This is a genomic window from Abyssibacter profundi (genome assembly GCF_003151135.1).
Taxonomy (GTDB): domain Bacteria; phylum Pseudomonadota; class Gammaproteobacteria; order Nevskiales; family OUC007; genus Abyssibacter; species Abyssibacter profundi.
Genome location: NZ_QEQK01000001.1, coordinates 134,890 through 148,887, shown reverse-complemented (window position 1 = coordinate 148,887; position 13,998 = coordinate 134,890). Strand labels below are relative to the sequence as shown.

The 13,998-nt window shown below is 64.0% G+C and carries 11 protein-coding genes; 5 read left to right on the top strand and 6 right to left on the bottom strand.

The window, feature by feature from the left end:
* Positions 1-8: 8 nt before the first annotated feature.
* A complete protein-coding gene (locus DEH80_RS00695) occupies positions 9-1,031 on the bottom strand; it encodes a mechanosensitive ion channel family protein (RefSeq protein ID WP_207774359.1) in 1,023 nt (340 codons plus the stop codon).
* 100 nt (positions 1,032-1,131) lie between these two features.
* Here DEH80_RS00695 and DEH80_RS00690 point away from each other — a divergent pair, with 100 nt between their 5' ends.
* Positions 1,132-2,769, top strand: a complete 1,638-nt coding sequence (locus DEH80_RS00690; RefSeq protein ID WP_165831204.1) for an alkaline phosphatase D family protein — start codon at positions 1,132-1,134, stop codon at positions 2,767-2,769.
* A 2-nt stretch (positions 2,770-2,771) separates the two neighbouring features.
* Here DEH80_RS00690 and DEH80_RS00685 read toward each other — a convergent pair whose 3' ends face one another.
* From DEH80_RS00685 to DEH80_RS00675, 3 genes are all read right to left on the bottom strand, one after another.
* A complete protein-coding gene (locus DEH80_RS00685) occupies positions 2,772-4,727 on the bottom strand; it encodes an alpha/beta hydrolase family protein (RefSeq protein ID WP_109718546.1) in 1,956 nt (651 codons plus the stop codon).
* Between the two features lie 420 nt (positions 4,728-5,147).
* Positions 5,148-6,605 (bottom strand): amidase, encoded by a 1,458-nt coding sequence (locus DEH80_RS00680; RefSeq protein ID WP_109718545.1) that lies wholly within the window; start codon positions 6,603-6,605, stop codon positions 5,148-5,150.
* Between the two features lie 212 nt (positions 6,606-6,817).
* Positions 6,818-8,062, bottom strand: a complete 1,245-nt coding sequence (locus tag DEH80_RS00675; protein WP_109718544.1) for an iron-containing alcohol dehydrogenase — start codon at positions 8,060-8,062, stop codon at positions 6,818-6,820.
* Between the two features lie 263 nt (positions 8,063-8,325).
* Here DEH80_RS00675 and DEH80_RS00670 point away from each other — a divergent pair, with 263 nt between their 5' ends.
* Positions 8,326-9,693, top strand: a complete 1,368-nt coding sequence (locus DEH80_RS00670; RefSeq protein ID WP_109718543.1) for an MATE family efflux transporter — start codon at positions 8,326-8,328, stop codon at positions 9,691-9,693.
* A gap of 3 nt (positions 9,694-9,696) precedes the next feature.
* Here DEH80_RS00670 and DEH80_RS00665 read toward each other — a convergent pair whose 3' ends face one another.
* Together DEH80_RS00665 and DEH80_RS00660 are read right to left on the bottom strand one after the other, a co-directional pair.
* On the bottom strand, positions 9,697-10,254 hold the full coding sequence (locus DEH80_RS00665; RefSeq protein WP_109718542.1) for a hypothetical protein: 558 nt from the start codon (positions 10,252-10,254) through the stop codon (positions 9,697-9,699).
* Between the two features lie 126 nt (positions 10,255-10,380).
* The gene (locus DEH80_RS00660; protein WP_109718541.1) at positions 10,381-11,070 is read right to left on the bottom strand and encodes a Bax inhibitor-1/YccA family protein; all 690 of its coding nucleotides are present in this window, start codon (positions 11,068-11,070) and stop codon (positions 10,381-10,383) included.
* A 173-nt stretch (positions 11,071-11,243) separates the two neighbouring features.
* Here DEH80_RS00660 and DEH80_RS00655 point away from each other — a divergent pair, with 173 nt between their 5' ends.
* The 3 genes from DEH80_RS00655 to DEH80_RS00645 all read left to right on the top strand — a co-directional run bounded on the left by DEH80_RS00655 (position 11,244) and on the right by DEH80_RS00645 (position 13,965).
* Positions 11,244-13,061 carry an alkaline phosphatase D family protein gene (locus DEH80_RS00655; protein WP_109718540.1) on the top strand — a complete coding sequence of 606 codons (1,818 nt, stop codon included), beginning with the start codon at positions 11,244-11,246 and terminating at the stop codon, positions 13,059-13,061.
* A gap of 77 nt (positions 13,062-13,138) precedes the next feature.
* Positions 13,139-13,351, top strand: coding sequence for a dodecin (locus DEH80_RS00650; RefSeq protein ID WP_109718539.1), 213 nt, complete (start codon positions 13,139-13,141; stop codon positions 13,349-13,351).
* Positions 13,351-13,965, top strand: coding sequence for a DUF938 domain-containing protein (locus tag DEH80_RS00645; protein WP_109718538.1), 615 nt, complete (start codon positions 13,351-13,353; stop codon positions 13,963-13,965). Before DEH80_RS00650 ends, DEH80_RS00645 begins: the two co-directional genes overlap by 1 nt.
* The last annotated feature ends 33 nt before the right edge of the window (positions 13,966-13,998 follow it).

Here is a 13,998-nt window from a genome sequence, read left to right as displayed (position 1 = left end):
GTTCGTCGTCAGCTGCGCAGTTGGCCGTTCTTGGATGCGTCCAGCTGCGCTTCCAGCTCGGCGAGCTGGGCGCGAGTGGACTCCAGCTGGTGATCGTCGTCGCCGTCGGCCAGCTGTTGTTCGATCTGTTGGCGGGTCTGGGCGATGGCCTCGGCCAGCTCTGCCTTATCGAACACCCGTGCTTCCGGCGTATCGGGGTTCACCGTTGGCGTCTCTGTCCTCGGCGCCGGGGCTACCGGCGGCGCGATGCGCTGATCGTCGGCCAGCTTGCGCTGATTCATAAGCGTTGGGGATGCGATCTCCAGCCCCTGGCCATGCAACACGTCCATCACGGCCTTGCGCAGGTTGGAGCGCACCGTGAGCAAGTGCTTGACCTCCGCCAGCGACCCCGCAATTCGGTACAGCACGGAGAAGTCCTGCAAGGCGACGACCTGAACAAAGGGATCGGTGAGCCCGGCCTGCTCTGCTGCGGCGCACAGTGCCGATTCCACGGTCCCGCGGGGAATGTCATAACCCAGCGAAACCTGCGCCGAGACGATGGTGCCGCTGTGGTGGACGACCGTCAGCGGGTGGGTGATCAGCAGCAGGTTGGGGAAGGTCGTCAGGTCGCGATCCTCGGTTTGGATCTCGACGTGAAACAGCCCGCGCTCGGTGACGCGGCCGAACTGTTCGTTGAGCCGGATGAAATCGCCGGGTCGGAACTGCCCCACGACGCGCAGCATGACGCCCGCCATGGCGTTGGCGACGAAGGTCGTGGACGACAGGCCAATGACGGCCGTGAGGACAACACCCAGCAGGCTTAGCACCTGACCCCGCAGGGTGTCGGAGATCGGCAGCGCCAGCACGATGAACAAGGCGCCGACCAGCGTCATGCCGGCCAACAGCAGCTGGCGCGGCAATCGCGCCTCATTGCCCAGCTCACCCCGGCGCGCGAGTAGCCACCAGTGCAGCCCTGTGAGCGTGACGATGACGCCAGTCAGTACGATCAGAGCCGGCACCCAGTCGGCCAAGGCAGCGGTCAGTTGGTTCATGCCGTTGATCTCCCCTCGAGTCGCACAGCATAGCCGCTGCCATCATGCGTTCGTCATCGCAGTCGCCTACCGTGGTGGGTTTGGACGATGGGACGACAGCATGGCACCACCGAATCGAAGAGACGTTCTCCGGGCAGGGTCTGCGCTCGCCACGCTCAGCCTGGTCCCGGCCTGCGGTACCTCGGAACCTGGTGGAAACCGACGGCCTTCGGCGCCGGATGGTGGCGAGCCCGGCTTCCAACATGGCGTGGCCTCTGGTGACCCGCTGGCGGATCGGGTGATGTTGTGGACCCGTTGGACGCCCATCGCCGGGTCCGGCGCCCAGACCGTGAGTTGGCAGCTGTATCAAGACGCCGACCTCACCGAGGCGGTCACCGGCGGTGATGTGGTGACCGATGCTCATCGCGACTTCACGGTCAAGGTCGATGCGGACGGCCTGCAGCCGGGCCGACATTATTGGTATTGCTTCCAGGCCGGTGGCCAAACGTCATCGGTAGGGCGCACCAAAACACTGCCCGTTGGTCGTCCGGAGCGTGTGCGACTGGGGGTGGCGACCTGCGGTGATTATTCCCGGGGTCTGTGGAACGCCTATGCCCGGCTGGCGGAGCGCGACGAGTTGGATGCGTTTCTCCACTTGGGTGATTACATCTACGAGACCGACCGGAATCGCGTGAGGGCCCACGAGCCGCCCATCGACGTGGTGGCGCTGGATGAATACCGCGCGCGCTATGCGAGTTATCGGCGGGAGTCGGACCTGCAGGCACTCCATGCTGCGCATCCGATGATCTGGGTGTGGGATGACCACGAAACCGTGGATGGGACCTGGCGTGAGGGTGCCGACCCCAATGATCACGATCCAGCCATTCATGGGCCTATCGAGCAGCGCCAGGCCAATGCGCTTCAGGCAGCGTTGGAATGGCTGCCGATCCGCTCACCTGACCCGTCGAACCCCGAGCGGATTTACCGCGATTTTGCATTTGGTGACCTTCTCGATCTCTACATGCTGGACACGCGTCGCATCGGCCGCGATGCCGTGCTGTCGGGAAATCTTGGCTTGGGTGATTTCTTCACCCAGACCGGCGAATTCGCGAATCTGGAACGCCAGATGCTTGGCCCGGCGCAGGAGCGGTGGCTCATCGAGGGCCTCCAGCAATCAACCGCGCAGTGGCGGCTGCTGGGCAACCAGGTGGTCATGTCCCCCCTCAAGCTAGTCGGCGCGCCAGATGCAACGGGGGCGAGCGTTTACGCTAACCCGGACCAGTGGGATGGCTACGCGCCTGCCCGGGATCGCGTGCTGGACGCCATCGAGGCGGGTGGCGTGGACAATCTGATCGTTCTGACCGGGGACGTGCACGCGTCCATCGTTTTCGAGTTGGCGCGCGATGTGAACAACCCCGCGGTTTACGACCCGCTCACCGGCCGCGGCGTGTTGGGCGCCGAGTTCGTCGCACCGTCGATCAGTTCAGCCGGTGACCCCCAGAACCTCGGGCCTGACACCAGCAGCGGGGACCTGCAGGACATTCTGCTCACCCGCGGTGGAGGTGCACTGCTGGCAGTGAACGTTCACGGCAAGTATTTCGAAGGCACTCGCAACGGCTATCTGGTGGTTGATGTGGACCGCCAGCGCACTCGGGTCGAATACTGGACCGTGCCCACGGTCACCCAGACCACCGACGAACAGGCCATGGATGCCGTGTTCGAAGTGGCCTCGGGTGATCCGCGGGTGCAGCAGGTTTGAGACTAGGACCCGATGTGCCGATCCAGAAACGCCTGCAGGGCGTTGTAAAACTCGATGCGATTGTTCAGATCGTAGAAACCATGGCCTTCGCCGGCCTTCGCCATCCACTCGTAGGGATGATTGCGCGCGTCCAGTGCCTCGCGCAGCGCTTCGGCTTCGGAGAAGGGCGCGCGGCGATCTTCTTCACCGTGCACGATGAACATCGGTGCCTTAAGGCGGTCGACCTGTAACAACGGCGATGCGGCGCGACGTAGCTCCTCTGAGGCGCCGATGTAAGCGTCGAAAAACTCACGACCGTATTGCGACTGGGTCACGTCGGTGTTCTTGGCCATCGTTTCCAGGTCATAGACCCCCACATAGCCGACGACGCATTGGTACAGATCGGGCTCGCGAATCGCGCTCATCAGCGAGGCGTAGCCGCCGTAGCTGGCCCCGTAGATGCACACGCGCTGGCCGTCGGCGTGGCCTTGGTTGATGGCCCACTGCGTGCCGTCGACAATGTCGTTGATCATGCCGGTGTGCCACTGCTGGCGACCCGCCTCCAGGAACTCCTCGCCATAGCCGCCCGAACCCCGGAAGTTAACCTGCAAGACGGCGTAGCCCCGGCTGGCGAGGAACTGCGAATCAGGCTCCCATAGCCAGCTGTCTCTGACGCCGATTGGCCCACCGTGCGGGAGTACGACCAGCGGCAGCTTGCCACCTTCATGACCAGGTGGCCGGGTGAGATAACCGCGAATGGTGAGGCCATCCCGTGATTGATACTCAATGGGTTCGCGCCTCGCCATGGTGTCGTGCTGAATCCATTGGCGGGTCGAGAGCAGGAACTTCGCTTGCTTCGCCTTGCGGTCAAACAGGAAAACATCACCGGGGAGGGTGTCGCTGGCCACGGTGAACACGATGCGATTGCGATCCTGAGACCAGCCGATCGGGAACACGACATGTGGCTCGAAGCGTTTCTGAATGGCCTCGAGCAAGCGACCTTCTGGGGACTTGGGCGCCAGGTTGATCGATTCGATGCGTCCCGGCTCGATGTACGCGCGCAGCGGTTGCCTGGAGTCGGGCATCAGTACGACGCTGCCGATGTCGACATCATCGCGACAAGCCACGGCTGTTGCCGAGCTATCCGTCGTCCGGTAGAGGCAGGCCGTCGAGGCCGGCCCTGGGGCTCGGAGATAGGTCGTGCCATCTTCGAGCATGGTCACAGGGCGAGCATGCTTACCCTCGTTGACGGTGAGGGTGTTCCAGGTCTTGGGGTCATCTGGGTGCCGCACAAACGTGGTTGGCTGATAAGTACTCAGCCCTTCCTGGGTGAAGAACCGAACGAAGCCCGACGCGTCGCTGGCAAACTGGCCAGGCCCCGTCACGGGCGCATCGACAATCTTCCGCCGCTGGCCCGAGACGATATGAATCCGCTCAGCGGTGGCGCGCTCATCAATGCCGGGCCGGTAGGTACGGCTGGGGTTGTCCCACTTGAATGGTCGGGTGGAGATCGCCGCATATTTCGGCTCGTCGATCAGTCGATCGACCAGCGTTGTTGAGCCGTAGAACGGATCCTGCCGCCGTGTGCGATAGCCGATGAGGTAGACGAAGGTGGACCCGTCTGCATCAATCGCGAAGATTTCGCCCGCATTGCTGGGCCGGGTCAGCGACCCATAGCTTTCACCCAGCAAACCACTGAGCCGGTCATCGCTCAGCCATTCGATGTCCAGCGCGTGGATACCGGCGCCGAAGTCCCGGGCAGAAACCGCTTCCATGGAGTCGACATCGACCACGATGATGCCGGTTCGGTCTCCGCGTGGGACCGCAGCAGCCAGGTAGCGCCCATTGGGTGACAGGGCCAGATCCTGAAATTCAGGCAGCCGCGCGAAGTCTTCCGTGGGCAGGGGGTCGTTTGCAGATAAGGCCGTTGCAGCCAAGGCAAAAGGCGCAGCAGCCAGCAGTTGAAGAGCGGTTCGCATGATCGTGTCCGGGGGTCGCCCCGTCGCGTGGAGTCAGAGCAAACAGCCTACCGAGGCCCGGGTTAAATTGGCGTTGTGTGCCGAGATGCCCACTGGACAAGCAGGGGTCTCTGCGCGCCGGCGAGTGGCAGGCGCAGTCCAGACGGGACGCGCCGGTTTATCCGGGATTCGGCGTTGCGAAGCGCGTCCATGCGCTTCGCCCTCCGGGCCGGCCTGCGGCCGTCCGAATACGTTCCCGACGCATTCGTGTCGAAGGCGCGTCCATGCGCTTTGCCCTCCGGGCCGGCCTGCGGCCGTCCGAATACGTTTCGTACGCATGCCTTTCGTTCGTTGACCTGGAACGGCCAAGCCGCGCCCGCTTCGCCTGGGCTCGCACGACAATCGGCCCCGTTTTGGTGGCGCTTTCGGATCCGCGCTTGCCTAGGCTGGTCGGGGCATCTCGATCGCTTCCTCCAGCAACTCCGCGACACGAATGGTTCGCTTGTCGTGCAGGTACGGTCCGACGATTTGCACGCCAACCGGCAGCTGGTTGGCAAGGCCGACCGGCGCGACGGTGGCGGGCAGGTGGAGCAGCGTCGCCGGGGCCACCCAGGCCATGTTGTCTGCGTAGGGGCGCGAGACGCCGTCGACTTGGATGCGCCGCTTGAACAGGTTGCCCGCGTGCTGATGCGGCATGGCGGCGGTGGGCGTCACAGGCATTAGGATGACATCGAAGGACTCGAACAAGGCCTGCCACTGATAACGCAGTCGGTGCCGGGCCTCGTTGTCGCGCAACCATTGCCGATGGGTTTGCGTGGCTGCTGCGGCATAGCCTTGCAGCGTGTCGGGCGCGGTCTTGCCAAACAGGCGTCCAAGGCGGGCCGCCCACTGCATTTGCTTGTACAGCTTGGGCGGGACGCCGCCACCCATCACGCCGGCCAGCAGGCGCATGTACAGCGGATAGAACTGCGCCAGTTGCAGTTCATCGGGCGGTGTATCGGTGACGGTGGCACCCAGGCTGCGCAGGGTGCCCGCGGCGTTCCGCAGCTGGGTGCGGTAGGCCGTGTCAATCGGGCAGACGGGATCATCGAACCAGCACAACACGCGCAGCTCATCAGCGGCCCAGGTGCAATCGGGAAGGTCGAGCTGCCAGCCTTCCGCATCCAACTCATCGGGGCCTGCGAGCACGTCCAGCATCAGGCGCAGGTCACGGGCGCTGCGGGTCATCGGGCCAGCAACGGCCATATCAGTCAGCCCCTTGGTCCCCGGCGGGCCGGGGATATGGCCGCGCATGGGAACCACGCCCTGCGAAGGCTTGTGCCCGAATACACCGCAGAAATGCGCCGGGTTGCGGATGGAGCCACCGATGTCGCTGCCCAGCTCCACGGGTGTCATCCCCGCGGCCAGGGCGGCAGCCGCGCCACCGCTGGAGCCACCCGGCGAGCGGGTGGTGTCCCAGGGGTTGTTCGTCGTGCCGTAGACATCGTTGTAGGACTGGAAGTCCCCGCAGTACAGCGGCACGTTGGTCTTGCCGAGGATGATGGCGCCTGCATCCAGCAGTCGCTGAACCGCGGCGGCGTCTTCCTCTGGCTTGAAGCTGCGCAGGCTGGGCGAACCGCTGGCCGTGACCATGCCCTGCACCTGAAAGCCGTCCTTGATGGTCATGGGCACGCCGTGTAGCGGGCCTCGCAGTTGACCGCCTGCGCGTTCTTCGTCGGCTTGGCGGGCCTGTGCCAGGGCCGCATCGGCCTGTTGGGCGACCACGGCGTTAATGGATGGGTTGCGCTCGGCAATGCGGTCGAGCAGGGCCTGGGTTAGGGCTTCGCTGGTCAGCTCGCCAGTCTCCAGCGCGTCTAGAATCGTGCCCAGTGTCTCGTCGACGTAGTCGCTTGCCTGCATGGATGTCGTCCCCGTAATCAATGGTGTGAAATGTGGTGCAGAACAGACTGTGCCGCAGGGTTGTTACGAAGCCATTGGCAGCGCAGTGCATCCGGCGGGGCGCCCGGGTCTAGCCCGGCCAGGGTTTTCCACAGAAACTGTGGATAACACTGTGGAGGAAGCCGCCCGGGCGTTGCAGCGCCCGGGGGTTCTCCGATCTGGTCAGGAATCGTTCAGGCAGCTTGGGCGGTGGTGCTATCCGGTTGCGGGTCCAGCTTCAGGCTGCGGACAAAGGCTTCGCAGGTCGCTCGGTCCATGTAACGGGGCACGGCGTAGGTGAAGTGCGCCTCGGCCATTGCCGCCTTGGCAATGGCGGGAACATCGGCGTCCTGCAATGCCTCGAGGCCCGTCGGAATGCCGAACTCGGCATTCATGTCGCGAATGCGCTGAATGAACCGATCAGCCAGCTCGGCGTTGCTGGCCCCGTTGCTGTCGAGGCCGCTGACGCGGGCCAGGTCTGCCAGGCGCTCGGTGCAGGCGGACTTGGAAAACTCCAGCACATGCGGCAGCACAATGGCGTTACCCAGCCCGTGGGGCGTGTGATAGCGCGCACCGAAATTATGGGAAATGGCGTGCACGTAGCCCACCCCGGCCTGGGTAAAGGCGATACCGGCTTGATAGGACGCCTGCGCCATCTGCTGACGCGACTCGATGTTGTTGCCATCGGCCATGACCTTGGGCAGGTGCTCCATGATTAGCCGCGTGGCCTCCAGGGCTTCGGTGTCGGTGCGCTTGAGCGCATTGCGGGAGATGTAGGCTTCGACGGCGTGGGTGAGCGCGTCCATGCCGGTCGCCGCAGTGACACCCGGTGGCAGACCGGCCATGAGCTTGCCGTCCAGACAGGCGGTAACCGGCGCCAGTTTGAGGTCGATGATCGACATCTTCTTCTGACGTTCGAGATCGGAGACCACGGCGGCGATGGTGACCTCCGAGCCGGTGCCGGCCGTGGTCGGGATGGCATGCAGTGGCAGGGGGCGGCGGAACACGCGGAACAGCCCTTCCATGCGGCGGATGGGCTTGTTGTTGGTCGCCCGCGCGGCAATCACCTTGGCCGCATCGATGCTGGAGCCGCCGCCGATTGCGAGGATGGCCTCGGCCTGATCGGCCTTGACCTGTGTGACCCCCGCTTCGATTTGTTCGACGCTGGGGTCTGGCTCGACACCGTCGTAAACCGTGACCTGGATGCCGGCATCTTCCAGCCGCTGCTTGATCGGGTCGACCAGGCCGATCTTCATCAGTACGGCGTCGGTCACAATCATCAGGCGCTTGGTGCCATCAGCGGCCAGGGCATCGCACAGCGCGAGTGCCGAGTCGGCGCCGGTGAATAATCGCGGCTGCTTGAACGGCAGGATGCGGATCGAGAGCTTCAACAGGGCCATGTAGAAGCGATAAAACAAGACTCGCAGGCTGAACGGCATGACGTCTCTCTGAGCGGGCCAGGCAGTGTCTTTGTCAGCGACTGCGCACCGCCGGCCGCCTGGTCCAGACCGGCTGTGAGCGAGCGGCGCAGTGGATGCGCCACCTGTTTCGATGCCTGCATTATGCCGCTGATCCGGCGGACGTGCCGACTGCGGCCAGACGAACCCGCTGCAGGGCCGCCTGCGCAAGCGACGCGCAGCGGGATCCCGCGTAGGCTCGCAGGCAGCATCACCCGTTTCCATCCTGTCCAGCGCCCGTTTCCATGTCTTCCGCAACCGCCCAGCTGTTCCCTGCGCCCACGCATGGGCGCATTTTCGCCATTGCCTGGCCCATCATCCTCGCGAATATCGCAGCCCCGCTGCTGGGGCTGGTGGATACCGCCGTCATCGGCCATTTTGGGACGGTGTCCGAGCTGGGCGCCATTGCTCTGGGGTCGCTGATTTTTAGCCTGATCTACTGGGGATTCGGCTTTCTGCGGATGGGCACAACCGGCTTCATCGCCCAGGCGGTCGGGCGACGCGATCAGGTCGAGATTCGGGCCACCTTAATCCGGGCCAGCCTGCTCGGGTTGGCGCTGGGTACCGCACTGGTGCTGCTGCAGACGCCGCTAATCCATGGATTGCTCGCGGTGTTTGATGCCAGCGCCGAGGTCGAGGCCGGGGCGGCCGAGTATCTGGCGATTCGCATCTGGGGTGCGCCGGCTGCGCTGGGTGTGTTCGTGCTGTCAGGGGTGCTCATCGGGCAGGGGCGCAGCCGTACGCTCATGGGCATCCAGCTGTTGATGAACAGCCTGAATGTGGTGTTGGACGTCTGGTTGGCGGTCGGGCTGGACTGGGGCTTGCGCGGCATTGCGGCGGGCACCGCGATCTCGGAATGGGTGACCCTGCTCGTCGGCGGGGGGTGGGTGGTGATGCAACTCCAGCGGTCGCGCAGCGATCAGGGCGCCTTTTGGACCTGGTCACAGCTGCGCCCCGCTGCAGCCTGGTGGCCGCTGTTGCGTGCGAACCGAGACATCATGATCCGGACCTTGCTGATGCTGGCCTGCTTCGCCTGGTTCACCAATGCCGGCGCCGTATTCGGTGACACGGTGCTGGCCGCAAACCACGTGCTGTTGCAGTTCATCACCTTCAGCGCCTATTTCCTCGACGGATTCGCCTATGCGGCCGAGGCGTTGGTTGGTGCAGCTATTGGACGGGGGGATCGTCGGCACTTCGATGTTGCTGTCCGCCGTAGCACGCACTGGGCGTTGGCGACCGCGCTGGCGCTGGCGCTGGTCTTGCTGGCGGCCGGCCAATGGCTGGTGGCCTTGTTGACGGATCTCGCAGCGGTGCAGGCCGTCGCGGGCGACTATCTACCCTGGGCAGCCGCGTATGTCGCCCTGTCATTCGCCGCGTTTCAACTCGACGGGGTGTTTATCGCGGCCACGGCCACCGCGCAGATGCGCAATGCGTCGCTACTTTCGGCCTCCGGTTTTCTGGTGCTGGCGATGACGCTGGCGCCGGTAGCGGGGAACCTGGGGCTTTGGATGGCCTTCGTGGCGTATGTGGTGCTGCGGGCGGCGGCGCTGCTGTTGTTCTTCCCGGGGCTGCGTGCTTCGGTGGCGGGGCATGCCGCAGCACGGTCGTCATAGCGATTACCCGCTACAGCCGACCGCACCCGCCGGCTTGCAGCGCTCGGCCTCGAAGCAGGCGTCGTAAACCGAAAGCGGAGATTCGTAGCGGTCGCTGAGTGTGAAGGACCAGCTGGTTTCGGCGCCGCCTGCCAGCCGCGACTGCTGGCGGTGGCTGGGACGATTCGGGCCATCGACCACACAGAAATGTACGGTCACCGGCCGGTCGCAGGCATTGACGGCCCGATATCGCCACTGCCGATTGTCGCCGGCGGCCGCGCCCCGTTCGGTGACGATGTCCACGCATTGGCGGGCTTGTGGATCAGGTTGGTGCCGCGCCGGCTTTGCTGGCGGTGAAGCCGGCTCGGGATTCACCGGTGCGCCGAGCCGGCCGCGATCCGCTGCGGGAAACGCCGCATTCATCTGTTGCTCCAGCTCCGCGATGCAAGCCTGCATCCCCGCGTAGTCACCAGCCTGTGCCAGGGCTTCGCATTGACGGGCTTTTTGCTCCAGGGCCGCCGGGGCGACCTGGGCACCGGCCAGGGCCGGAATCAGGAGGAGCGCAAGAACACATCGAGACATGGGGCGGCACGGATTGGAGGCTTGCCTAGTATGCGCAATCCGTCCGGCCAGGTGGACACGGGGCCCGAAACGACCGCGGCCGCCCGAAGGCGGCCGCGGTCACTGACTTGAACGGCGGTGGCCGATTCAGTCTTCGCCCATCGACACACCGAGGATGTGCAGCAGGCTTGTAAACAGGTTGTAGATCGACAGGTACAGCGTCGTGGTCGCAAGAATGTAATTGGTTTCGCCGCCATTCACGATCTCACCGGTCTGATACAGGATCAGGCCACACATCAGGATGGTGAACAGGGCGGAGATCGCCAGGCCCAGCGGCTGCCAGTAAAAGCCGAACAGCGAGGCAATGAGCACGCCGATGCTGGCCACAAATGCGACGAGGATGCCGGCCATGAGCATCTGGCCCATGAAGCTGAAATCCTTTTTCGTGGTGATCGCATACGCCGACAGGCCGACAAAGGTAAAGCCGGTCAGGCCCAGGGCCATCATCACGATTTGGCCACCGTTCGAGAAACCGGTGAGGTACATGTTGAGTACCGGGCCCAGACCGAAACCCAGCAGGCCGGTGAAGGCAAACACCGCAATCAGGCCATTGGCGGACTGGGCCGTGCGCGGAATCACGAACCAGATGATGGCCAGCGAGGCCAGCGAACACAGCAGCGCCGCGCCGTAGGGCACGTTCAATGCCATCGAGAGACCGGCCATGGCGGCGCTGAACAGCAGCGTCATGGACAGCAACATGTAGGTGTTACGCAAGACCTTGTTGGTCTGCAGCGCGGATTGCGGCCGCGCGGCTGCAATGTCGTAAGAAGAATGCATCAGCAGTCGTTCCTGTATGAATGGGGCAATGTCGACCCTGTCGACAGGGCCTTTATGGAGACACCGGCGAGCAAAGGCAAGTTCCGGGTCTGTGTGTCGAGGCGTCCACATCGATGACATGGAATTGACACGACAGTACAGCATACTAGCGGGCTTGGTTTCGGGAGGGTGTCATGTCGTCGAATCGGACGTTGAATCGCCGCGATTTTCTGCGGTCCTCGGCTGTGGTTGGGGCCGCGAGTGCAGTCACGCTGGCAGGTTGTGGCCAGTCATCTACGCCACGCGATCAGCAGCGCACACCGCTGCCCGGCGTTGGGACGGTGGATCCGTTCAAGCATTCGGTTGCCAGTGGCGACCCCACCAGCAGCAGCGTCATCCTCTGGACGCGCGTGACCCAGATGGATGAGGACGGGCAGCTGATCGCCGGCGACGTCCCCGTACTTTGGTCCGTCTACAGCGACCCCGAACGGACGCAGCGCGTGTCCACCGGCCAGACCATGGCGCTGGCCGCCAACGACTATTGCGTCAAGGTTGATGCCCAGGGGCTGAATCCCTACACGGCGTACTACTACCAGTTCAGTGCCTTGGGCTTCGATTCGCCCGTTGGTCGGGCGCAGACACTGCCGGACTGGGATGCTGACACCGACAACCGGCTGCGAATTGCCGTGGTGTCCTGCTCGAACTACCCGCACGGCTATTTCCACGTTTACAAGGAAATCGCTGATCGCAACGACATCGATCTGATCGTCCACCTGGGCGACTACATCTACGAATATGGCAACGGGGAATACGGTGACACCCGCGAGGTGGACCCGCCTGGCGAGATGCTGACGCTGGACGATTACCGTCGGCGCCATGCCCTGCACAAGGCCGAGCCCGACCTGTCCGAACTGCACCGCCAGTTCACCTGGGTCACCGTTTGGGACGACCACGAGACCACCGATAACTCGCGCAAGTGCACGGCGAACAACCACACGGAAGGCCCGATCGAAGAGGGCGGTGAAGGCGTTTGGTACGAACGCAAAAGTTTTGGCATCCAAGCCTATTTCGAGTGGATGCCCATTCGGCCGGCCGAGGACGATGTCATCACCCAGGGGCAGCTATTCAACCCCTCCCTGGGCAAGACCTGGCGCAAGTACTCCGCGGGCCAGTTTGCCGACATCATCATGATCGACACGCGGCTATGGGGGCGGGACGACGAATCCGAAGCCGGTGCCGCATTCCAGCGAGAAGCGGTGCGTGACTACATGAGCCCGGACCCACTCTGCGGTGATACCACCGCGCACCGGGACATTCTCGGTCCCGATCAGGAAGCCTGGCTGCACGAGCAGCTCCGAAGCTCCCCGGCCAAGTGGAAGATCATTGGCAATCAGCTCATCCTGTCGCAACTGCGGGTGACGCCGGGCGCGCTGGCCGTGCCGCCAACCTATCTGAACACCGACGCCTGGGATGGTTATCCGACCAGCCAGGAGCGTCTGTACGAAGTGCTGCAAGGTCATCACCCTGACGGCTCGGACAACCCGGATGCCGGTCCGGTGGATAACGTTGTGGTGATCACGGGGGATATCCATACGTCCTGGGCGTTCGACGTCACCCCGAACCCGGATGCCCTGCCGAGCTATGACCCGGTTGCCGTGGAGTTTGTCGGCCCCTCCGTGACGTCACCCGGATTGCCGATCCCCGGCGAAGTGGCCAATGCCATCAGCGTCTCCAACCTGCACCTGAAGTACGTCAACCTCGATCAAAAGGGTTGGGTGCTGCTGGATCTGGCTCCCGATTACGCCACCGGCGAGTGGTATCACATTGGTCCCGATGCGGTTGTCGATGCCGAGGAACGCCCAGAACCCAGCACCTTGGCGCGGGTGTACCGGACGCCCTCGACGCCGGGTGACAATGGCATCGAGATCGATCTGACCGACCCCACGGGGCGTTCACATCAAACCGACCCGGGACAGGCCTACCTGGACGGTCGGCCGCCCAAGGCCCCCTGAACCCTGGGCACGGTGACTTGACCGCGAGTCGGGCTGCCGCGTTAGTGTGATCGTTCATCCTGCTAAGGAGTTGGATCATGGATAGCGATCACACATACAAGGTCATCGAAATCGTTGGTTCGTCCACCGAGGGCATCGAGGATGCCGTGCGCACCGGCATCAAGCGGGCCTCCAAGAATGTTGATGAACTGAAGTGGTTTGAAGTGGTGGAGACCCGTGGCTGGATCGACGGCAGTGATGTCGGCCACTGGCAGGTCAAGATGAAAGTCGGCTTTACGCTCAAGGACTGATGAGCCAGCAGGCAGAAGACACGCGGCCTTTCGCACCCGCCTGCGAACGCAATCGCGGGCCGATTCTAGAGGTGTTGCGTGAGCATCTGCCGGCTCGGGTCGAGGTGTTCGAGATTGCCAGCGGCACCGGTCAGCATGCGGTGCATTTCGCATCGCGCTGGCCGGAGCTGCGATGGCAATGTTCGGACCTGCCCGAGCGACTGCCCGGCATCCAGGCGTGGTTGGCTGAAGGTGATCCCCAACAGTTGCCGGCATCCCTGCCCCTGGATGCCCTGCATGGCCCCTGGCCGGCGCGGACGTACGACGCCGTGTTCACGGCCAATAGTTTCCACATCATGCCCTGGGCCGGGGTCGAGGCGGTATTCAAAGGTTTGACCGGTCGACTCAAGCCGCAGGGCCAGCTGATCGTCTACGGTCCGTTCCGGCTACAGGGGCGGTTTGTGTCTGCCAGTGACGCCGAGTTCGACGCCAGCCTGCAGGCGCGCGATGAGTCCATGGGCCTGCGGGATTTAGAGGCCGTCGACGCGCTGGCCACCCGTGCAGGCCTCGTGCGCCGGGCGCGTCATGCCATGCCAGCCAATAATCATTGCGTGGTCTGGCAACGCGAAGCGTGAGTCCTGGGCCCAGCCGGGCTATCGTCATGCCTC

Excerpts from the sequence above, each read along its gene's own strand:
- DEH80_RS00695 (WP_207774359.1), bottom strand. The coding sequence starts at position 1,031 with ATGAACCAACTGACCGCTGCCTTGGCCGACTGGGTGCCGGCTCTGATC.
- DEH80_RS00690 (WP_165831204.1), top strand. The coding sequence starts at position 1,132 with ATGGCACCACCGAATCGAAGAGACGTTCTCCGGGCAGGGTCTGCGCTC.
- DEH80_RS00685 (WP_109718546.1), bottom strand. The coding sequence starts at position 4,727 with ATGCGAACCGCTCTTCAACTGCTGGCTGCTGCGCCTTTTGCCTTGGCT.
- DEH80_RS00680 (WP_109718545.1), bottom strand. The coding sequence starts at position 6,605 with ATGCAGGCAAGCGACTACGTCGACGAGACACTGGGCACGATTCTAGAC.
- DEH80_RS00675 (WP_109718544.1), bottom strand. The coding sequence starts at position 8,062 with ATGCCGTTCAGCCTGCGAGTCTTGTTTTATCGCTTCTACATGGCCCTG.
- DEH80_RS00670 (WP_109718543.1), top strand. The coding sequence starts at position 8,326 with ATGTCTTCCGCAACCGCCCAGCTGTTCCCTGCGCCCACGCATGGGCGC.
- DEH80_RS00665 (WP_109718542.1), bottom strand. The coding sequence starts at position 10,254 with ATGTCTCGATGTGTTCTTGCGCTCCTCCTGATTCCGGCCCTGGCCGGT.
- DEH80_RS00660 (WP_109718541.1), bottom strand. The coding sequence starts at position 11,070 with ATGCATTCTTCTTACGACATTGCAGCCGCGCGGCCGCAATCCGCGCTG.
- DEH80_RS00655 (WP_109718540.1), top strand. The coding sequence starts at position 11,244 with ATGTCGTCGAATCGGACGTTGAATCGCCGCGATTTTCTGCGGTCCTCG.
- DEH80_RS00650 (WP_109718539.1), top strand. The coding sequence starts at position 13,139 with ATGGATAGCGATCACACATACAAGGTCATCGAAATCGTTGGTTCGTCC.
- DEH80_RS00645 (WP_109718538.1), top strand. The coding sequence starts at position 13,351 with ATGAGCCAGCAGGCAGAAGACACGCGGCCTTTCGCACCCGCCTGCGAA.